General features: G+C 72.5%; 17 protein-coding genes and 1 pseudogene. 5 read left to right on the top strand and 13 right to left on the bottom strand.

Features of this window, described 5'->3' with window-relative positions; all coding sequences use genetic code 11:
- Positions 1 to 87: 87 nt before the first annotated feature.
- From ACXKR8_RS34670 to ACXKR8_RS34655, 4 genes and pseudogenes are all read right to left on the bottom strand, one after another.
- Positions 88 to 840 carry a hypothetical protein gene (locus tag ACXKR8_RS34670; RefSeq protein WP_458268508.1) on the bottom strand — a complete coding sequence of 251 codons (753 nt, stop codon included), beginning with the start codon at positions 838 to 840 and terminating at the stop codon, positions 88 to 90.
- Between the two features lie 4 nt (positions 841 to 844).
- Complete coding sequence (locus tag ACXKR8_RS34665; protein WP_458268507.1) at positions 845 to 2,062, bottom strand: ATP-binding cassette domain-containing protein; 1,218 nt, start codon at positions 2,060 to 2,062, stop codon at positions 845 to 847.
- A gap of 136 nt (positions 2,063 to 2,198) precedes the next feature.
- Positions 2,199 to 2,944, bottom strand: a pseudogene (locus ACXKR8_RS34660) (NUDIX hydrolase).
- Positions 2,945 to 2,963: 19 nt separating this feature from the next.
- Entirely contained in the window at positions 2,964 to 4,193 is a 1,230-nt protein-coding gene (locus tag ACXKR8_RS34655) for a DUF4192 domain-containing protein (RefSeq protein ID WP_458268505.1), read from the bottom strand.
- A 162-nt stretch (positions 4,194 to 4,355) separates the two neighbouring features.
- Between ACXKR8_RS34655 and ACXKR8_RS34650 the strand changes: the two genes are divergently transcribed.
- Together ACXKR8_RS34650 and ACXKR8_RS34645 are read left to right on the top strand one after the other, a co-directional pair.
- The gene (locus tag ACXKR8_RS34650; RefSeq protein ID WP_458268504.1) at positions 4,356 to 6,614 is read left to right on the top strand and encodes a RecQ family ATP-dependent DNA helicase; all 2,259 of its coding nucleotides are present in this window, start codon (positions 4,356 to 4,358) and stop codon (positions 6,612 to 6,614) included.
- Between the two features lie 220 nt (positions 6,615 to 6,834).
- On the top strand, positions 6,835 to 7,491 hold the full coding sequence (locus ACXKR8_RS34645) for a hypothetical protein (protein ID WP_458268503.1): 657 nt from the start codon (positions 6,835 to 6,837) through the stop codon (positions 7,489 to 7,491).
- Between the two features lie 3 nt (positions 7,492 to 7,494).
- On the opposite strand, the gene ACXKR8_RS34640 is transcribed toward ACXKR8_RS34645, so the two are convergent.
- The 3 genes from ACXKR8_RS34640 to ACXKR8_RS34630 form a co-directional block, all read right to left on the bottom strand.
- A complete protein-coding gene (locus tag ACXKR8_RS34640; protein WP_458268502.1) occupies positions 7,495 to 7,899 on the bottom strand; it encodes a hypothetical protein in 405 nt (134 codons plus the stop codon).
- A gap of 358 nt (positions 7,900 to 8,257) precedes the next feature.
- Positions 8,258 to 8,938, bottom strand: a complete 681-nt coding sequence (locus tag ACXKR8_RS34635; RefSeq protein WP_458268501.1) for a ribonuclease HII — start codon at positions 8,936 to 8,938, stop codon at positions 8,258 to 8,260.
- Between the two features lie 112 nt (positions 8,939 to 9,050).
- A complete protein-coding gene (locus ACXKR8_RS34630; protein WP_458268500.1) occupies positions 9,051 to 9,635 on the bottom strand; it encodes a TetR/AcrR family transcriptional regulator in 585 nt (194 codons plus the stop codon).
- 111 nt (positions 9,636 to 9,746) lie between these two features.
- On the opposite strand from ACXKR8_RS34630, the gene ACXKR8_RS34625 reads away from it, so the two are divergent.
- Positions 9,747 to 11,306, top strand: a complete 1,560-nt coding sequence (locus ACXKR8_RS34625; RefSeq protein WP_458268499.1) for an MFS transporter — start codon at positions 9,747 to 9,749, stop codon at positions 11,304 to 11,306.
- An 81-nt stretch (positions 11,307 to 11,387) separates the two neighbouring features.
- Here the strand turns inward: ACXKR8_RS34625 and ACXKR8_RS34620 are convergent, their stop codons facing one another.
- Positions 11,388 to 11,867, bottom strand: coding sequence for a pyridoxamine 5'-phosphate oxidase family protein (locus ACXKR8_RS34620; RefSeq protein ID WP_458268498.1), 480 nt, complete (start codon positions 11,865 to 11,867; stop codon positions 11,388 to 11,390).
- A 136-nt stretch (positions 11,868 to 12,003) separates the two neighbouring features.
- Here ACXKR8_RS34620 and dapA point away from each other — a divergent pair, with 136 nt between their 5' ends.
- Positions 12,004 to 12,912, top strand: a complete 909-nt coding sequence (dapA, locus tag ACXKR8_RS34615) for a 4-hydroxy-tetrahydrodipicolinate synthase (RefSeq protein WP_458268497.1) — start codon at positions 12,004 to 12,006, stop codon at positions 12,910 to 12,912.
- On the opposite strand, the gene ACXKR8_RS34610 is transcribed toward dapA, so the two are convergent.
- Entirely contained in the window at positions 12,861 to 13,325 is a 465-nt protein-coding gene (locus tag ACXKR8_RS34610) for a winged helix-turn-helix transcriptional regulator (protein ID WP_458268496.1), read from the bottom strand. The genes dapA and ACXKR8_RS34610 overlap by 52 nt on opposite strands.
- A gap of 78 nt (positions 13,326 to 13,403) precedes the next feature.
- On the opposite strand from ACXKR8_RS34610, the gene ACXKR8_RS34605 reads away from it, so the two are divergent.
- Complete coding sequence (locus tag ACXKR8_RS34605; RefSeq protein ID WP_458268495.1) at positions 13,404 to 14,909, top strand: DHA2 family efflux MFS transporter permease subunit; 1,506 nt, start codon at positions 13,404 to 13,406, stop codon at positions 14,907 to 14,909.
- Here ACXKR8_RS34605 and ACXKR8_RS34600 read toward each other — a convergent pair.
- From ACXKR8_RS34600 to ACXKR8_RS34585, 4 genes are all read right to left on the bottom strand, one after another.
- On the bottom strand, positions 14,872 to 15,159 hold the full coding sequence (locus tag ACXKR8_RS34600; protein ID WP_458268494.1) for a YciI family protein: 288 nt from the start codon (positions 15,157 to 15,159) through the stop codon (positions 14,872 to 14,874). The genes ACXKR8_RS34605 and ACXKR8_RS34600 overlap by 38 nt on opposite strands.
- Before the next feature lie 33 nt (positions 15,160 to 15,192).
- Positions 15,193 to 15,825, bottom strand: a complete 633-nt coding sequence (locus ACXKR8_RS34595; RefSeq protein ID WP_458268493.1) for a histidine phosphatase family protein — start codon at positions 15,823 to 15,825, stop codon at positions 15,193 to 15,195.
- A 36-nt stretch (positions 15,826 to 15,861) separates the two neighbouring features.
- Positions 15,862 to 16,254, bottom strand: coding sequence for a hypothetical protein (locus tag ACXKR8_RS34590; RefSeq protein ID WP_458268492.1), 393 nt, complete (start codon positions 16,252 to 16,254; stop codon positions 15,862 to 15,864).
- A 94-nt stretch (positions 16,255 to 16,348) separates the two neighbouring features.
- Complete coding sequence (locus ACXKR8_RS34585; protein WP_458268491.1) at positions 16,349 to 19,237, bottom strand: vitamin B12-dependent ribonucleotide reductase; 2,889 nt, start codon at positions 19,235 to 19,237, stop codon at positions 16,349 to 16,351.
- Positions 19,238 to 19,364 lie beyond the last annotated feature (127 nt).

Here is a 19,364-nt window from a genome sequence, read left to right as displayed (position 1 = left end):
CGATCACTCAGAGTGATACCGGCCCGGGGTGGCGTCCGGGATGACGTCCGAGGTGGCGTCCGGGGTGACGCCTGACGTGACGCCCGGTCAGACCCCGCGCCTGCGGGGCAGCAGCACCAGGTAGCCGAGGAGCAGCAGCAGGACAGGTCCGGCCACCAGCAGCACCAGACCGCGCGGGGAGAGCGAGGCGGTGTCGTGGAGGCCGCTCAGCGGCCCGTAGAGCCAGGCGTGGCCGCCGCCCACCGGCCACAGGGTGCCGGCCAGCGCCAGGACCGCCCGATGCCCGCCCAGACCCCCGCGCAGGGCCGTGACGGCGGGCTCGACCAGGAACGGGAGGGCGAGCAGGGCCAGCATCCCGGCCGCGGCGCTGCGCAGCAGCCCGGCGGCCAGCAGGCCGATCCAGCCGCCGGTCACCACCAGCGCGGCGAAACCGGCCAGGGCCGGGGTCGGCACCGGGGCCCGGTGCAGCACCACCGTGTAGACGCCGGCGTCCAGGCCCAGGGTGGCGGCGGCGAGCAGTGCGGAGAAGACACCGACCACGACCAGCTTGGCGAACAGCAGGCCGAACCGGCGCCGGGCCGGGAGCAGCAGCGTCCGCAGCACCGGGTAGCGGACCTCGTGGCCGTAGGAGAGCGCCCCGACGGCGCCCGCGCCGAGGGCGGCGACCGGCAGCGGCAGCAGCGGGACGCCCGCGGTGAGCACCCGGACCGACTGCGCCAGGGCGGGCTGGCGCACCGTCAGCGCGGCGATGACGGCGTCCACGACCAGCACCGCGAGGAGGACCAGCCAGCTGGAGCGGACGCCGGTGAGCCGTCGGCGCTCATAGGTCAGGGCGTGCACGTGATCACTCGCTTCGCAGGTCGGCGGGCTGGGCGGGCGGGGCGGACCGGGCGGGCGGGGCGGACTGCTCGTCGCGGTAGAGCGGGCCGCTGACCGGGGTGGGTCCGGAGGGGATCCTGGCGCGGCCGGCCACCGAGGCGGAGACGGCGCTGCCGGGGCTGAGCACGACCACGGTCTCGTCGAGGAGGTCCACCGGGCCGGTGGACCCCGCCCGGCCCCCGGCGGACAGGGAGGACAGCGCGGAGAGGTGGGCCGGGGGGCGTGCAGCCGGGGCGCCAGGGGCCTCCGGGTTCTGCGCCGTCGGCGTCCGGGCCTCCGGGCTTCGCGCCGCCACCAGCGGGACCTCGCGCCGCGGCGGCTGCTCGACCACCTGGTCGGCCAGTTCGTGCAGCAGGATGCCGTGCCGGTAGGCCAGTTCGCCGATCTCGGTGCGGGTCGCCCCGGCCACCGAGATCCTGGTGCCGCCGTCCCTGCGGACCTCGGCGCCCGACTCCGCCAGCAGGTCGGCCAGCCGGGCGATCTGCGGTCCTCGGACCGACACCTCGTCATGGAGCCTGCTGCCGACGAACTCGGCCACCGGCTGGTCCTGGAGTAGCCGGCCGGCGTCCAGGGTGACCACCCGGTCGGCCAGCACCGCCGCCTCCCTGGGGTCGCGGAGGGTGACCAGGACCGAACCGCCGCCTGCGGCGAAGGCCCGGAGGAAGGCGTGGAACCACTCGGTGTTCTTGGGTGAGAGCCCGAAGGTGGGCTCGTCCAGGAGCAGCGTCCCGGGCTCGCCGAGCAGGGCCTCGGCGAGGGCGAGCCGCCGGTTCATCCCCGGCGAGAAGGTACGCAGCCGGTGTCCCGCGGCCGGCGCCAGCCGGGTCTGCTCCAGCAGCTGGTCGGCGCGCCGGGCCGGGACTCCGGCCGCGGCCGCGACCATGCGCAGGTGCGCCCTGGCCCGCCGCCCCGGGTGCCCGGTGGGACGGCTGCCGGGATCGCCGAGGACGGCGCCGACCTCGCGTTCGGGCCGCCGCAGCCGACGGTAGGGGCGTCCGTCGAAGAGGGCGACGCCCTGGCCGCGTTCCAGGCCGAGGGCGAGCCGCAGGGTGGTGGAACGCCCGGAGTCCTCGGGCCCGAGCAGGGCGGTGACCTGGCCCTCGCGTGCGTCGAAGGAGAGGTCGAACACAGCGGGAGGGGATCCCCTGCGGTAGCTCTTGGTCAGTCCGATGGCCTGGAACATGGGGCTCCACCTCGCGATGCCGGTGCGCAGCCTTCCTCCGCCCGTGCCAGCACGATAGACCGACATAGTTACTTTGCGTCGCATTGCCGACTACGGCGTGTACGCGCCCCAGGACCAGCGTTTCAGGCTTCGCGCCTCAGGAGTCCGGCCGGAGCATCGGCGGGTTGAGCACGGTGGCGTCCCCGGCCCGGAACAGCTGGGCCGGGCGGCCGCCCTGACGGGTCGTCGTCCCGCCGGCCGGGACCAGGAAGCCGGGCGTCCCGGTGACCTTGCGGTGGAAGTTGCGGGGGTCGAGCGAGACCCCCCAGACCGACTCGTAGACCTGGCGGAGCTCCCCCACCGTGAACTCCGCCGGGCAGAACGCGGTGGCCAGCGAGGAGTACTCGATCTTCGAACGGGCCCGCTCCACCCCGTCGGCGAGGATCCGGGTGTGGTCGAAGGCCAGCAGCAGTCCGTCGTCCTTGCCGCGGCCGAGCAGTTCCTCGACCGGGGCCCAGCGGGCGCTGCGGACGTCCCCGCCGGGGCGGGGGGTGGGCAGGTCGGGGGCGAGCGCCAGGTGGGCGACGCTGACCACCCGCATCCGCGGGTCGCGCTGCGGGTCGCCGTAGGTGCCCAGCTGCTCCAGGTGCGCCCCGACGCCGGGCTCCTGCCCGGCCGCGCCATGGGTGCGCAGCCCGGTCTCCTCGGCCAGTTCCCGGGCCGCCGCCTCGCTCAGCCCCTCGTCCGGCCGGACGAAGCCGCCGGGGAGCGCCCAGAACCCCTGGAACGGCGGTTCGCCGCGGCGCACCATCAGGGCGCACAGGGCATGATCGCGCACGGTCAGAACCACCAGGTCAACGGTGACCGCGAACGGGGGAAGGCCGACGGATCGTAGCGCGACATGCCGGTGATCATAGTCGTCTCACTGACGATAAACACCCCCGTCGCAGCGGTCCCGCCTGCCCCGTCCGGCCCGGCCGTGCTCCCCCGGCGTGCGGACCGGGCTCCGGCGCTGCCGGGAGCGGCGCTCCTCGCGCAGGGTGGCGCAGAGTTCCTGGGGCTCGGCGCCGGTGTTCACCGCCTGGTAGAGCAGCTGGGCGAAGGCGTAGTCCGGGTCGGCGGCCAGCGCCCGGCCCAGCGCCACCCGGGCGGTGACCTGGTCCCCGGACACCCACGCGGTCCAGCCCAGCAGCGACAGCGGGGCGGCGCCCTGGGTGTGGAAGGGATAGGCGCAGCGCCGGGCGAGGAACCGCCAGAGCCGCTGGGCATGGCCCACATCGGGCGGATCCAGCCACTCCGCGGCCCGGTCCCTGGCCATCCGGTCCTGCAGCCCCAGGATCAGCCGGGCCGCCTCCGCCGGGCTGACCTCCTGCGCCCCGCCCCTGAACCGGGCCACCGCCGTGTCGACCAGCTCGGCCGTGCGCTCCCTGACCTCCTCCCGGCCGCCGCGCCGCCCCAGCTCCTCGACCAGCGCGGGGATCGCCTCCTCGAACGCCCGCAGCTGGGCCTCGGCGGTCGGGGTGCCCACCGGTTCGAGCTCCTGGTGCAGCTCCTTGAGGCTGCCGTGGACCCGGATCCCGGCGTAGGCGGCAGCGGCGGCCACCTCGGGTGTGGATCCGGGCCGGTCCACCGGCGTCCCCTCCTCGGTGCAGCAGGAGACGTTGTCGCAGGAGTAGGACCACCACCGCCCGTCCGACACGCACAGCGAGTCGTGCACCGGGATGCCGGCGGCCTGGAACGCCGCCGCGAGCAGGGCGGCGAGGGGCCGCAGCTCCTCGCAGACCTCGCGCCCGCTCTGCCCGGGTGCGGGATCGCGGCAGACATAGAGGATCACCGCGTCCGGGATGCGGTCGCGGTGCTCGGAGAGCGCCACCAGGAAGCGGGCGACCTCCTCGGCGGCCTCCGGCCAGATCGCGCGGTCGGGGATGTCGATCCTGACCGTCCCGCCCTGACGGCGGCGCGGGCCCTGCAGCCCCAGCGCCACGATGCTGTCGCTGGGGAAGAAGCCGAGCAGGAACGGCAGCGCGTCGACCATGTCGCCGGGACTGCGCATGGTCACCACGGGATGCTCGAAGGAGCCGGACCCGAAGGCGCCGGACTCGAAAGCTCCGGGCTCGAAGGCACCGGAAGGGGACAGCTCGTGTTCGTCCATGGGATGAGGATGTACGGCTCCGCAAGCCGGCCGGGGCGATCGCCCGCCGCCTGTGGACAGCTCGGGGGCTGTGCAAAAACCGGCCACCCGGACGAGTGAGCGGGAAGAGCCCGGTCCTCCCGGCATTCGTCGATTGTCGGACCCAGCGACTATCAATGAACCATGGACGCAACCCCCGCCCCCCTGGGCCTCTCCCCCGCCGACCGTGCGGCCGTGCGCGAACGCGCCGACGCCGTGCTGCGCGAGCTGGCCGGCGGCGACGCCCGGCTGCGCGAGGACCAGTGGCGCGCCATCGAGGCCCTGGTGATCGACCACCGCCGGGCGCTGGTGGTGCAGCGCACCGGCTGGGGCAAGTCCGCCGTCTACTTCGTGGCCACCGCTCTGCTCAGGGCGGCCGGGGCCGGGCCCACCGTGATCGTCTCCCCGCTGCTCGCCCTGATGCGCAACCAGATCGACTCCGCCGCCAGGGCCGGGATCACCGCACGCACCATCAACTCCGCCAACGCCGACGAGTGGGAGACGGTCCAGGCCGAGGTCGCCGCCGGAGCGGTGGACGTGCTCCTGGTCAGCCCGGAGCGGCTGAACAACCCGGACTTCCGGGACCAGGTGCTGCCCCGGCTGGCCGCCTCCACCGGCCTGCTGGTGGTCGACGAGGCGCACTGCATCTCCGACTGGGGCCATGACTTCCGCCCCGACTACCGCAGGCTGCGCACCATGCTCGCCGAGCTCCCGCCCGGCGTCCCGGTGCTGGCGACCACCGCCACCGCCAACACCAGGGTCACCGCCGACGTCGCCGAGCAGCTGGGCACCGGCGGCACGGCCGGCCAGGGCGGCTCCGGCGGCCAGGGCGGCTCCGGCGAGGGCTCGGCCGCGGCGCTGGTGCTGCGCGGCCCGCTGGACCGGGAGAGCCTGGCCCTGAGCGTGCTGCCGCTGGGCGACCCGGCGCACCGGCTGGCCTGGCTCGCCGACCACCTGGCCGACCTGCCGGGCTCGGGCATCGTCTACACGCTGACCGTCGCCGCCGCCGAGGAGGTCACCGCCTTCCTGCGGCAGCGGGGCTTCCCGGTCGCCTCCTACTCCGGCCGCACCGAGGACGTCGACCGGCGCAGCGCCGAGGCCGATCTGCTGGCCAACCGGGTCAAGGCCCTGGTCGCCACCTCGGCCCTGGGCATGGGCTTCGACAAGCCCGACCTCGGCTTCGTGGTGCACCTCGGCTCGCCGCAGTCCCCCATCGCCTACTACCAGCAGGTCGGCCGTGCCGGCCGCGGGATCAAGAAGGCCGAGGCGCTGCTGCTCCCCGGCCCGGAGGACCAGGCCATCTGGCGCTACTTCGCCGGTCTCGCCTTCCCGCCCGAGGAGCAGGTGCGGACCACCCTCACCGCACTGGCCGCGCACACCGACCGCGAGGGCGTCCCGCTGCCGCTGTCCACCCCGGCCCTGGAGGCCCGGGTCGACCTGCGGCGGACCCGGCTGGAGACCATGCTCAAGGTCCTGGACGTCGACGGCGCGGTGAAGCGGGTGCGCGGCGGCTGGACCTCCACCGGGCGCCCCTGGTCCTACGACACCGAGCGCTACGCCCGGGTGGCCGAGACCCGCAGCGCCGAGCAGCGGGCGATGCTCGACTACGCCGCGACCACTGGCTGCCGGATGGACTTCCTGCGCCGGCAGCTCGACGACGAGGAGTCCGTCCCCTGCGGCCGCTGCGACAACTGCGCCGGCTCCCGGCACTCGACCGAGGTCTCCGCCGAGGCCATGGCCGCCGCCAGGGCCGCGCTGGGGCGGCCCGGCATCGAGCTGGAGCCCCGGCGGCAGTGGCCGACCGGCCTCGCAGCGGCCGGGATCGAGCTCAAGGGCCGGATCCCCCCGGGTGAGCAGGCCACCGCCGGACGCGCCCTCGGCCGGCTCTCCGACATCGGCTGGGGCACCAGGCTGCGCGGGCTGCTGGCCCCCGGCGCCCCTGACGTCGAGGTACCGCCCGAGGTGCTGGACGCGGTGGTCACCGTGCTCGCCGACTGGGCCCGCGGACCTGGCGGCTGGGCCGGGCCCGACAACGCGCAGAACGCCCACGGCCGACCGGCCGGGGTGGTGGTCATGGCCTCCGGCAGCCGCCCCCGTTTGGTGCAGAGCCTCGGCACCGGAATCGCCCGGGTCGGCCGGCTCCCGCTGCTGGGCCGGATCGAGTACGCCGAGGGTGAGCCGCCGCGCGGCTCACGCAGCAACAGCGCCCAGCGGCTGCGCATGCTGCACGGCAGTTTTGTGCTTCCGGACGAGCTGGCCCAGGCCCTCGCGACGGTCGAGGGGCCGGTGCTGCTGGTGGACGACTTCACCGACAGCGGCTGGACCGTCGCCGTCGCCGCCCGGCTGCTGCGCCGGGCCGGGGCGGCCGGCGTACTCCCACTGGTCCTGGCGCAGCAGAGCTGACGGGTGGCCGGCGTCGTGTCTCTGCGCATACGGTCGGGAAGAGTGTTGAAATGAATCGAATTGAAAGAAGATAGAGACCGAATCGTCACATTCGGGGGCACTTCCGACAGTGACGCCGTTGCCGCATCACACCTCTTGACGTGAGAATTGGGCCCAGGTGCCCGCACAGGCACGGGGAAGGAGGGTCTTGAGCATCGACTCAGCCAGCAATTGGCCCTCCGTGAGAACCCGGCCGGTCACCCCGCTGCGCGCCGCCAGGCTGCGCCCGACCAGCCGCACGATCGACCAGCCGACCTGGGCCGAGGCCGAGGTCCCACTGTTGCGCGCGCCCAGGGATCTGGTCACCGATCTGCACCGGGTGCACCGCCCGCAACCGGGAACGGCCATCGTGGCCGTGCTGGAGCAGGACGACCGGATCGTGGCCGGCGCGTCCTTCCCGTCCCGGGTGGGCCACGGCGACGGCTGGCAGTACCGCAACGCGATCCTGGCGCACCTGCGCCGGGTGGTCCCGCACGACCTTCGGCTGCCCCGTCCGGTGCGCACGGCGGTGCTGCTGCTCTGCCGTCGGGGCACCGCCGAGTGGACCGAGGAGGACGGCCCCTGGATGTGGGGGCTGCGGGACGCCAGCAGCCTGCACGGGCTGCGCTGCGGCGCCTACATCACCCTCGCCGACACCGGCTGGCAGGTCATCGGGGAGCACCGGGCCGGGCGCCACCCGCACGCCAACTCATGGACCGAGGAGACCGTACGGACCCTCAGCCCGCTGCCCGGGCGCGGCAACGACCAGCCGCTGCGCATGCTGGAGGCAGCGCCGAACCCGGTCCCGGCCGGCCAGCTCCCAGCCGCGCTGGAACGGGCCAGGACCGCCGTCCGCTGAACCTCAGCCGGCGGCCGGCAGCCCGGGGATCGCGGATGCGTCGCCGCAGACCACGACCAGCCGGGTGGCCCGGTCGAGGGCGGCGCTGAGCGCCTGTCCGGCGGCCGCCGGACTGCCGCCGTTCACCGCGAGCACCACGACCTCGCGGTGGGCCGGACGGCACTGCGCGGCGTCGGCGTAGAAGACGTCCTCGGCCGCGACCAACTGGGCCCAGTAGCCGTCGGCGCCGAAGGACTCCTCGTGCTGCTGCCACGGGTGGTGTCCGCCCGTGGTCAGCACCAGGATCTGGCCCGGCGCCCGGCCGGAGTCCAGCAGCAGGTCGACCGAGTCCTCCGCGCGGCCCAGGGCGTTCCCCGGCTCGGCGGGAACCAGCTGGACCTGCACCGACGGCGCGGCCTGAGCCGGCACGGCCGGCGGGTGAAGCGGAGCAGCCGGCCGGCGCGGAGCCGGTCCCGGCTTGGGAACCCGCGGCGGCCCGGGACGTGGAACCGGGCGTGAGGCGGCGGCGGGAAGGTGTACGGCAGGGGTCACGGGCGGTGTCACGGAAGGCATGGTGTGGGCTGTCGCGTCCGTCTCGTCGTTGGATGGAACACGAGGGCCCGGGGCGGTCTTGTGGATCTCCAGCTCCTCGGCAGAATCTGGCGGCACACCGGATGGCGTCGCACAGCGAAACAGAGCCTACTCGGTACCGGTGAACGGCGGGTAGGGGGTCCTGGATTCGCCGCGATCCGGCCGGATCCGATCCCCTCGAACGAGTGACGAGCCGTCAGAACCCCAGCGACAGCTGCTCGGAGCCGTCGTCCAGGCGGGAGGTGCGGAGGTGCCGCCAGGCCGGCAAGTCGTCCAGGTAGGACCAGGAGAGGCGGTGGTGCGGGGTCGGCCCCAGCTCGGCCAGGGCGGCCCGGTGCACCGGGGAGGGGTAGCCGGCGTTGTCGCCGAAGGCGAAGTCGGGGAAGCCCTCCCCCAGCTCGGCCATGTACCCGTCCCGCTGGACCTTGGCGAGCACCGAGGCGGCGGCCACCGAGACGCAGGACTGGTCGCCCTTGATCACGGTCTGCACCTGCCACGGGCCGCCGAGGTAGTCGTGCTTCCCGTCCAGGATGACCGCGTCGGGACGGATCGGCAGCGCCTCCAGCGCCCGGACCGCGGCGAGCCGGAGCGCGGCCGTCATCCCCAGCTGGTCGCACTCCAGCGCCGAGGCGTGGCCCAGCGCGTGCGCGTCGACCCAGTCGGCCAGGACCGGGGCGAGCCCGGTCCTGCGGCGGGGGGTCAGCAGCTTGGAGTCGGTCAGCCCCTCGGGCGGCCGGCGCAGTCCGGTGACCGCCGCGCACACCGTGACCGGACCGGCCCAGGCGCCGCGGCCGACCTCGTCCACTCCGGCCACCACCACGGCCCCGGCCTTGCGGAGCGCGCGTTCGACCCGGTGGTTCGGGGGTTCGACAGGCATGTCCGGCTCAGCTCTCCTCGGCGTTCAACAGATGCGGCAGGCAACAGATGCAGCGTTCAACTAATGCAGCCATAAGCAGGTGCGGCCACAGGTCCGGAAGACAGTCTCCCAGCTAGGCCCGTACGGCCGGCAGCAGCACCTGGTCCACCAGGTCGGTGGTCTCCGCCTCGCTCGGCGGCCCCACGGTCTTCACCCGGTACATCATCATCGCCGGGATGACATCGATGACCAGCGGGTTCACCGCCTCCGCCCGGACCTCGCCGCGCAGCACCCCCCGGCTGAGCACCTCCCGGGTCAACGCCTTGCCCGGCGCGATCACCCGTTGGTGCATCAACCCGACGAAGGGCTCCGCCCGTTCGTGGTCCAGCTCGCCCATCATCACCCGGCCGGCGCAGCCCGGCAGCGAGAGCATCGCCGCCCTGGCCATGGCCACCAGCGCCAGCAGGTCGCCGCGCAGGCTGCCGGTGTCGGGGGCGGGGCCGAGTTCGGCCAGGGTAGCCCGCAGGGTGTCCAGCACCAGCTCCTCCTTGGAGGGCCAGCGGCGGTAGAGGGCGGCCTTGCCGGTACGGGCGCCGACCGCGACCGCCTCCATGCTCAGCCGGGCGTAGCCGGTGCTGACCAGCTCGTTCAGGGTGGCCTGGAAGATCGCCTGCTCCAGTACCTTGCCGCGACGGCGCGGTGGCCCCTGCGCTTGCAACGGGAGTGCCTCCGCATAATCCGTAGTGAACGGTTGCGTTCACAATGCCGACGGTACTACCGTCGATTGTAGTGAACGCCTCCGTTCACTCCTAGTCCACAGGGGGAACGTGTGGCTCTGCCAACAGCTCTGCGGAAATCCGATCCGCCCCAGGCCCGCCGGGGGCAGCACCCCAACGTGGCGCTCACCGTCATCGCCGCCACCCAGCTGATGGTCGTCCTCGACGCCACCATCGTGAACATCGCGCTGCCGCACATCGCGACGGCGCTGAAGCTCTCCACCACCAACCTGTCCTGGGTGATCAACGCCTACACCCTCACCTTCGGCGGCCTGCTGCTGCTCGGCGGGCGCATCGGCGACATCCTCGGCCGCCGCCGCACCCTGATGACCGGGGTGCTGCTGTTCAGCCTGGCCTCGCTGCTCGGCGGCCTGGCCACGGCGCCGTGGATGCTGCTGGCCGCCCGCTCGCTGCAGGGCATGGGCGGGGCCATCGCCTCACCCACCGCGCTCGCGCTGATCACCACCAACTTCGCGGAGGGCCCGGCCCGCAACCGGGCCTTCGGCGTCTTCTCCGCCGTCGCCGGAGCGGGCGGCGCCATCGGTCTGCTGGCCGGCGGCATGCTCACCTCCTGGCTCTCCTGGCGCTGGGTGCTGTTCGTGAATGTGCCCATCGGCATCGCCATCGCCCTGCTCGCGCCGCTCTACATCAACGACTCCGAGCGCCGCCCCGGCCGCTTCGACCTCCCCGGCGCGCTGACCGCCACCCTGGGCATGGTCTCCCTGGTCTATGGATTCATCCGGGCCTCCCAGGACGGCTGGGGCGACTCCTGGACGCTGGCCGCGTTCGGCGCGGCCGTGGTGCTGCTGGCCTCGTTCCTGCTGATCGAGTCGCGCACCGCGCAGCCGATCACCCCGCTGAAGATGTTCCGCGAACGCAACCGCTCCGGCAGCTACGGGATCATGCTCTGCCTGGCCGCCGCCATGTTCAGCATCTTCTTCTTCGTCACCCTGTTCGTGCAGGACATCCTCGGTTACACCCCGCTGCGGGCCGGGGTGGCCTTTCTGCCGATCAGCGTCGCCATCGTCACCGCCGCCCAGATCTCGGCCAGGCTCCAGAGCAGGTTCGGCGCCAAGCCCTTCCTGGTCGGCGGATCACTGCTGGTCAGCGCTGCCATCGCCTGGCTGACCCAGATCAGCACCGACAGCGGCTACCTCAGCGGAGTGCTCGGCCCCACCCTGCTCTTCGGCCTCGGCATGGGCAGCATCTTCGTCCCGGTCATGCTGACCGCCGTGTCCGGCGTGGCCCCGCAGGAGACCGGCGCCGCGTCCGGGCTGCTGAACACCACCCAGCAGGTCGGCGGCTCGCTGGGGCTGTCCATCCTGGTCACCGTGTTCGGCACGGCCAGCAGGCACGAGGGCAAGCAGCAGGTCGGCCGGTTCCTGGCGTCCCACCCCGGCCCGCAGCAGCTGGCCGCGTTCAAGCAGACCGGGCAGCTGCCCAAGGAGTACGCCGACCAGGTGCTCTCCCACGGCATCTCCACCGCCTTCGACATGGGGCTGGTCTTCGCCGTGCTCGCCGTGATCATCGCGGTGTTCGTGATGAAGCCCAAGCCCCCGGCACGGCAGCCGGCCGAGCCCGGACTGCACGAGACGCCGCCCATCGCCGCCTGAGCCGGGCCGAGGGCCGCGGTCCGAGGGCCGCGCTCCGAGGGCCGCGGTCCGGGTGCGGCGCCGGCCTGGTGCCGCACCCGGTCAGCTCCGTTCGATCAGCCGGGGCTCGCCGCCCTCGCTCCAGGCGTGGATGTCCAGGTGGTCACCGGCCGGTCTGACCAGGGACAGGCCGGTGACCTCCACCCGGAACACGTCGCAGCCCTCGGGCTCGAACCCGGTGGCCGCGCTCAGCGCCTCCAGGTACTCCTGCCGGACGCCCTCGTCGGTGACCTCCACCGCCCGTCCGGCGATCTTCGCGTCGCCCTCGGTGACGTCCTTGTCCTCGGTCGCGCTGTGCAGCGCGAGCCGGGGATCCCGTCGCAGATCCGCGCCCTTGAGCGAACTGGGCATCATGCCCAGCCACAGCTCGCCCAGCGCGAACAGCGGCTCGATCCCGCTGATCCGCGGCGCCCCGTCCCGCCGCAGGGTGGCCAGCAGGCCCATCCCGTGCGCCTCGAACCGACCCCGCACGGCGGCGGCGAGTTCGGGCGCGGCTTCCTCGGTCTCGCTCCAGCTACTCATGCGATCCATCGTCGCGCGAGGGTCTGACAATTAACCAGAGGTGAATGATCAACCCTAGGAGAATTCAGTAGTCCTCACCTGACTACTGCGGCAGGCTGGATCCCGACCCACCTCCGCTCCAGGAACGGACCCTCCTGTGCACCCACCCTTCGGCCGTCTCGCGCCCGCCATGGTCACCCCCTTCCACCCGGACGGCAGCCTCGACCCGGAGGGCGCCCAGGCCCTCGCCGTCCACCTGGTCGACCAGGGCTGCGACGGGATCGTGGTCAGCGGCACCACCGGCGAGTCGCCGACCACCTCGGACGCCGAGAAGGACATCCTGCTGCGCGCCGTCCTGGAGGCGGTCGGCGACCGGGCCACCGTCACCGCCGGCGTCGGCAGCAATGACACCCGGCACACCGTGGAACTCGCCCGCGCCGCCGAACGCGCGGGCGCGCACGGCCTGCTCGCGGTCACCCCGTACTACAGCAAGCCCTCCCAGGAAGGCATCGGGCGGCACTTCAGCGCGCTCGCCGACGCCACCTCACTGCCCGTCATGCTCTACGACATCCCCGGCCGCACCGGCACCGCGCTCACCCGGGACACCCTGCTCCGGCTCGCCGAGCACCCCGGGATCAGCGCGGTCAAGGACGCCGCCTACGACCTGCTCGGCAGCGCCCGGCTGATCGCCGACAGCGGTCTGCACTACTACTCCGGCGCGGACGAGCTGAACCTCCCGCTCTACGCCCTCGGCGCGGTCGGCGCGGTCAGCACCGTCGCCAATGTCGCCCCCGCCGCGACCCGCGCGGTCCTGGACGCCCACACCGGCGGCGACACCGCGGGGGCGACCGCGCTCAACGCCCGGCTGCTCCCGCTGGTGGAGGCGATGATGACGCTCGCCCCCGGCGTGGTCACCGCCAAGGCCCTGCTGCGGCACCAGCAGCTCCCCTCGGGCCCGGTCCGGCTCCCGCTGCTCGACGCCGACCGGGAACTGACGGACGCTCTGCTGCGCGGCTACGTCGCCGCCGGGCCGGTGCCGGCGACGGTGACGGCGACCGCGTCGTAGCGGGCCCTGGCCAACGTCACGTCCTCCCGGTGCCGCTCGGCCCAGGAGGTCAGCCCCAGCAGCGACCCGTACAGCTCGCGCGCCATCGCCGTCGCCTCGTACTCGACCTTGGGCGGCACGGTCGGGTAGACGGTGCGGATCACCAGGCCGTCCCGCTCCAGGTTGCGGAGGTTGAGGGTCAGCATCCGCCGGCTGATGCCGACCAGCGCGCGCTCCAGTTCGGTGAAGCGGACCGGGCCCTCGCTGACCGCCACCAGGATCGAGATGTTCCACTTCGCCGAGACCCGGCCGAGCACCTCGACCATCGGGCAGGTCTCCACCACCCGGGCCCTGGCCGACGCCTCCACCGCGTCCGGGCCCGGATTCAGGCCCGGCTTCACGTCCACCGTTACTTCGGTGTTCCTTCGGGACATCAAAGTGCCTCCTTACGCCTTCCGCCACCGTCACACAGGATGGCCCCAGTAACAAGAAGTGCCCCATGGAGGCCTGTGATGACCGCACCCGCCCACCCGTCCACGCGCTCCCCCGAACGCTCGCGCTGGGCCGCCCTGGTGGTCCTCTGCAGCGGACTGCTCATGATCATCCTGGACGGCACGATCGTCACCGTCGCCCTGCCCGCCATTCAGAACGACCTGGGCTTCTCCCCGGCCGGGCTGGCCTGGGTGATGAACGCCTATCTGATCTCCTTCGGCGGCCTGCTGCTGCTCGCCGGACGGCTCGGCGACCTGCTCGGCCGCAGGCAGGTCTTCCTCGCCGGACTCGCCCTGTTCACCCTGGCCTCGCTGCTCTGCGGCCTCGCCGACGACCAGACCCTGCTGATCACCGCCCGCTTCGTCCAGGGAGCGGGCGGAGCGCTGGTCTCCGCGGTCAGCCTCGGCATGATCGTCGACCTGTTCACCGAGCCGGCCGAGCTCCGCCGCGCCTTCGCCGGCTACAGCTTCGTCGGCTCGGCCGGGGCCTCGCTCGGCCTGGTCCTCGGCGGGGTGCTGACCCAGGCCCTGAACTGGCACTGGATCTTCTTCGTCAACCTCCCGATCGGCCTGGCCGCCGCGCTGCCCGCGCTGCGGCTGCTCCCGCCGGACGGTCCGGCCACCCGCCTCTCCCGCCGGAACCTCGACGCCTTCGGCGCCCTGCTGGTCACCGCCGGGCTGATGCTCACCGTCTACACCCTGGTCGGCACCGCCCAGCACGGCTGGGCCTCCGCCCGCACCCTCGGCACCGGCGCGCTGTCCGTCGCCCTGCTGGCCGGCTTCGTCGCCCGGCAGGCCACCGCGGCGACCCCGCTGCTGCCGCTGAGGATGTTCCGCTCCCGCAAGGTCACCGGCGCCAACCTGGTCCAGGCGCTGATGGTCGCCGCGCTGTTCAGCTTCCAGGTGCTGCTCGCCCAGTACCTGCAGCACGTCCTCGGCTACGGCGCGGCGGCGACCGGCCTCGCCATGCTGCCCTCGGCCCTGTCCATCGCCGTCGCCTCGCTCGGCTTCGCCGCCCGGCTGATCGCCCGGCACGGCGAGCGCCGGGTCCTGGTCGGCGGACTGCTGATGCTGGTGGCCGGCCTGGCCTGGCTGACCCGCACCCCGCTGCACGGCCACTACCCGGCGGACGTCCTGCCGGTCACCCTGCTCGCCGCCGGATTCGGCCTCGCCATCACCGCGCTCACCGCCCTGGGCATGTCCGACGCCACCCCGGCCGACTCCGGCCTGGTCTCCGGCCTCTTCAACACCACCCAGCAGATCGGAGCCGCGCTCGGTGTGGCGGTCACCTCCACCCTCGCCGCCGCGCGCACCAGCCGGCTGGAGGCCTCCGGCCACAGCGCCGCGGCCGCCCTCAACGGCGGCTACCACCTGGCCTTCGCGATCGGCACCGGCCTGCTCCTGGCCGCCACCGCGGTGGCCCTGACCGTCCTGCGCGGAGGCAAGGACGGAGGCAGGGGCGAAGGCCAGGCTGCTGCCCCCGCCGTCGCTAGGTCCGCAGAAAGTCCAGCTCGGGTGCCGTCTTGATCGGGTCGAACTCCACCACGTCATAGGTCGCCACCCCGGCCAGCCGGAACGGGTCGCCGGTCAGCACCTGCTCCAGCGCGGCGCGGTCGGCGGCCCGCGCCAGCAGGATGCCGCCCACCCGCGGCAGTTGCGGGCCGGAGGCGAGCAGCACTCCAGCGGCGTACTGCTGGTCCAGCCAGGCACGGTGCTCGGCCACCAGTTCGTCGATCCGTTCGATCGGCGCGGTGTAGGTGAGCGTGACGACGAACATGCGGTGTCCTTCGGGTCAGGATCAGGGTCAGGGTCAGATCCAGCGGTCGAACGGCCGGTCCAGCGAGTAGCGGTCGTCCGGGCCCAGGATCAGGCAGCGCCACTCGCCGTTGTCGGGGTTGGACAGCGCCTCGAACTCCTCGACGCTCCAGTGGAACCAGCGCATGCAGAAGAGTCGCATCATCAGCCCGTGCGTGACCAGCAGCACGTTCGAGGGGTAGTCGGGCCGCTCGAAGTTCCGGTGCAGCGTCTCGAAGAAGGCGCCCACCCGGTCGTAGACGTCGGCGCCCGACTCACCCTGGGTGAAGCGGTAGAAGAAGTGCCCGTAGGCGTCCCTGGCCTTGCGCTGGCGCCGGATGTCCTCGACGTCCTGGAGGTTCCCCCAGTCCTGCTCCCGCAGCCGCGGCTCCTCCATCACCCGGGTCCGCGCCGGGTTCATGCCGAGCAGTTCATAGGTCTGCCGGTTGCGCAGATACGGCGACACATAGGCCTGCACCGGCGCCTCGCCGAACAGCCCGCGCAGCTCCTGCCCGGCCGCCCGCGCCTGGGCCCGGCCCCGCTCGGTCAGCTCCAGCGCATGGTCGGGTACCCGCTCGTAGATCGTCTCATCGACGTTCCCCTGCGACTCCCCATGCCTGACCAGCACAATGCGCCGTGGACGTGACATACCAGCCACCCTAGCCGGTGGCATGAACCACCGGGCTCAGCGCACGCTGCCCTGGCCGCCGGAGTTTGCCGGGGTGCGCCACAGCCGGCGCCAGCGGGGCAGCTCGGTGACGACGGTGGCGCCCGCCAGCAGCGAGACCGCCACCGCTGCCGCCGTGGGCCAGACCGCCCAGGCCGCGACCACGGCCGCCACCAGTTGCAGCAGCACCAGCGCGATGGTGACGATGCCCGGCACCGCCACCGGCGGCCGGCCGGGCTTGTCGCCAGGGGTGCCGAACAGCGTGGGCAGGCCGATCAGCAGCAGCACCGAGAGCACGGCCAGCACGATCGAATGCTCGGCCAGGGCCCAGGGCGTGGCCACCCAGGCGATGAGCTCGGTACTGAACCGCAGCACCGAGGCGATGTCCGGCCGCTCACTCGAGGTCTCCACCCGAGGACCCTATCGAAGAGGACCCCATCAAAATCGAACAACGGCGAAGGGGGATCCGGCAGGTTCCCGGATCCCCCTTCACCGGCGGGCTGGGTCAGCTGCAGCCGCTGGTGGAGCCGCAGCCCTCGCAGAGGTAGCAGCTGCCGGCGCGGCGCATCTTGGTGCCGCAGGAGAAGCAGAGCGGGGCGTCGGAGTTGATGCCCTGCTGGAGCTCCAGCAGCTCGGTGGAGTTGTGGACCACCGGGCTGGGCAGCGGCTGGACCAGGGCCGGGGGCACGGCCTTGGGCTTGGCAGCGGTCAGCGGCGCCGACTGGGACAGGCCCTCGACGTCCAGCTCCTCGTCGTCGCTGGGCTCGTAGGAGCCGGTCTCCAAGTGGCGCTGGCGCTCGTCGACCGAGTGGATGCCCAGCGCGGAGCGGGTCTCGAAGGGCAGGAAGTCCAACGCCAGGCGGCGGAAGATGTAGTCGACGATCGACTGCGCCATCCGCACGTCCGGGTCGTCGGTCAGTCCGGCCGGCTCGAAGCGCATGTTGGTGAACTTGGAGACGTAGGTCTCCAGCGGCACGCCGTACTGCATGCCCACCGAGACGGCGATGGAGAAGGCGTCCATCATGCCCGCGAGGGTCGAGCCCTGCTTGGACATCTTCAGGAAGACCTCGCCGAGGCCGTCGTCCGGGTAGGAGTTCGCCGTCATGTAGCCCTCGGCGCCACCCACCGTGAAGGAGGTGGTGATGCCCGGGCGGCCCTTGGGGAGGCGCTTGCGGACCGGGCGGTACTCGACGACCTTCTTCTCGACCGCGGCTGCGGCGGCCGGAGCCGACTCGGTCGCCTTGGCGTCGTTCTTCTTCACCGAGAGCGGCTGGCCGACCTTGCTGCCCTCGACATAGACCGCGAGCGCCTTGGTGCCGAGCTTCCAGCCCTGGAGGTAGATCTCCTGGACGTCCTCGACCGTGCTGCTCTCCGGCATGTTCACGGTCTTGCTGATCGCGCCGCTGATGAAGGGCTGGATCGCCGCCATCATCCGGACGTGGCCCAGCGCCGAGATCGGCCGCTCGCCCATCGCGCAGTCGAACACCGTGTAGTGCTCCTGCTTGAAGCCGGGGGCGTCGACGATGTTCCCGCGCTCGGCGATGTGCGCGACGATCGCCTCGACCTGCTCCTCCTGGTAGCCCATCCGCCGCAGCGCGCGCGGCACGGTGCCGTTGACGATCTGCATGGAACCGCCGCCGACCAGCTTCTTGAACTTGACCAGCGAGAGGTCGGGCTCGACGCCGGTGGTGTCGCAGTCCATCATCAGGCCGATGGTCCCGGTCGGGGCCAGCACGCTGGCCTGGGCGTTGCGGAAACCGTTCTTCGCGCCGAGCCGGAGGACGTCCTGCCAGGTCTCGGTCGCGGCGGCCCAGATCGGGTTGTCCAGGTCGTCGCCGTGCACGGCCGCGGCGTTGGCGTCGGCGTGCTGGCGCATCACCCGCTGGTGCGGCTCGGCGTTGCGGGCGTAGCCGTCGTACGGGCCGACGATCCCGGCCAGCTCGGCGCCGCGCTTGTAGGCGGTGCCGGTCATCAGCGAGCTGATCGCCCCGGCCAGGGCCCGGCCGCCGTCGGAGTCGTACGCGTGTCCGGTCGCCATCAGCAGGGCGCCGAGGTTGGCGTAGCCGATGCCCAGCTGGCGGTAGGCGCGGGTGGTGTCGCCGATCTTCGTGGTCGGGAAGTCGGCGAAGCAGATGGAGATGTCCATCGCGGTGATGACCAGCTCGACCACCTTGGCGAAGGTCACCGCGTCGAAGGTGTCGTCGTCGCGGAGGAACTTCATCAGGTTCAGCGAAGCCAGGTTGCAGCTGGAGTTGTCCAGGTGCATGTACTCGGAGCAGGGGTTGGACGCGTTGATGCGGCCGGACTCCGGGCAGGTGTGCCACTGGTTGATGATCGTGTCGTACTGGATGCCCGGGTCGGCGCAGGCCCAGGCGGCCTCGGCCATCTTGTGGAACAGGCTCTTGGCGTCGACGGTCTCGATGACCTCGCCGCTCAGCCGGGAGCGCAGCCCGAACTCGGTGCCGTTCTCCACGGCTTGCATGAACTCGTCGTTCACCCGGACCGAGTTGTTGGCGTTCTGGTACTGGACCGAGGTGATGTCGTCCCCGCCCAGGTCCATGTCGAAGCCCGCGTCGCGGAGGGCGCGGATCTTCTCCTCCTCCTTGACCTTGGTCTCGATGAAGGCCTCGACATCGGGGTGGTCCACGTCCAGGACGACCATCTTGGCCGCGCGGCGGGTGGCGCCGCCGGACTTGATGGTGCCGGCGGAGGCGTCCGCGCCGCGCATGAAGGAGACCGGGCCCGAGGCGTTGCCGCCGGAGGAGAGCAGTTCCTTGGAGGAGCGGATCCGGGAGAGGTTCAGGCCGGCGCCGGAGCCGCCCTTGAAGATCATCCCCTCTTCCTTGTACCAGTCCAGGATCGAGTCCATGGAGTCGTCCACGGCCAGGATGAAACAGGCGCTGACCTGCTGCGGCTGGGTGGTGCCGACGTTGAACCAGACCGGGGAGTTGAAGCTGAACACCTGATGGAGGAGGGCGTGGGTCAGCTCGTGCTCGAAGATCTCGGCGTCGGCCGAGGAGGCGAAGTAACCGTTCTTCTCACCGGCGGCCCGGTAGGTGAGGACGACCCGGTCGATGATCTGCTTCAGGCTCCACTCGCGCTGCGGGGTGCCCAGTGCGCCGCGGAAGTACTTGCTGGTGACGATGTTGGTGGAGTTGATCGACCAGAAGTCGGGGAACTCCACGCCGCGCTGCTCGAAGTTGACCGAGCCGTCGCGCCAGTTGGTCATGACGACGTCGCGGCGCTCCCAGCTGACCTCGTCGTAGGGGTGCACGCCCGGGGTGGTGTAGATGCGCTCGACACGAAGGCCCGCGCCCGCCTTTGAACCGGTGGGCTTGCCGCCCTTGGCCGCACCGCCCTTGGCTGCGCGAGTACCGCTGGTGGTGTCCGTCATTGCCGCCTCCTCCTGGGCATAACGCCCTGGGCGCCCCGCTGCTTCCGGGGTCGTCCTTCGTGTCGCGATTCGATTCAGCGCAGGGCGGAGCGTCCGGGGAACGTCCGGCCTGCGTTGTCGTGAAGCT

It is taken from the genome of Streptacidiphilus sp. PAMC 29251 (genome assembly GCF_054208735.2).
This window is presented reverse-complemented; position numbering and strand designations above follow the sequence as displayed.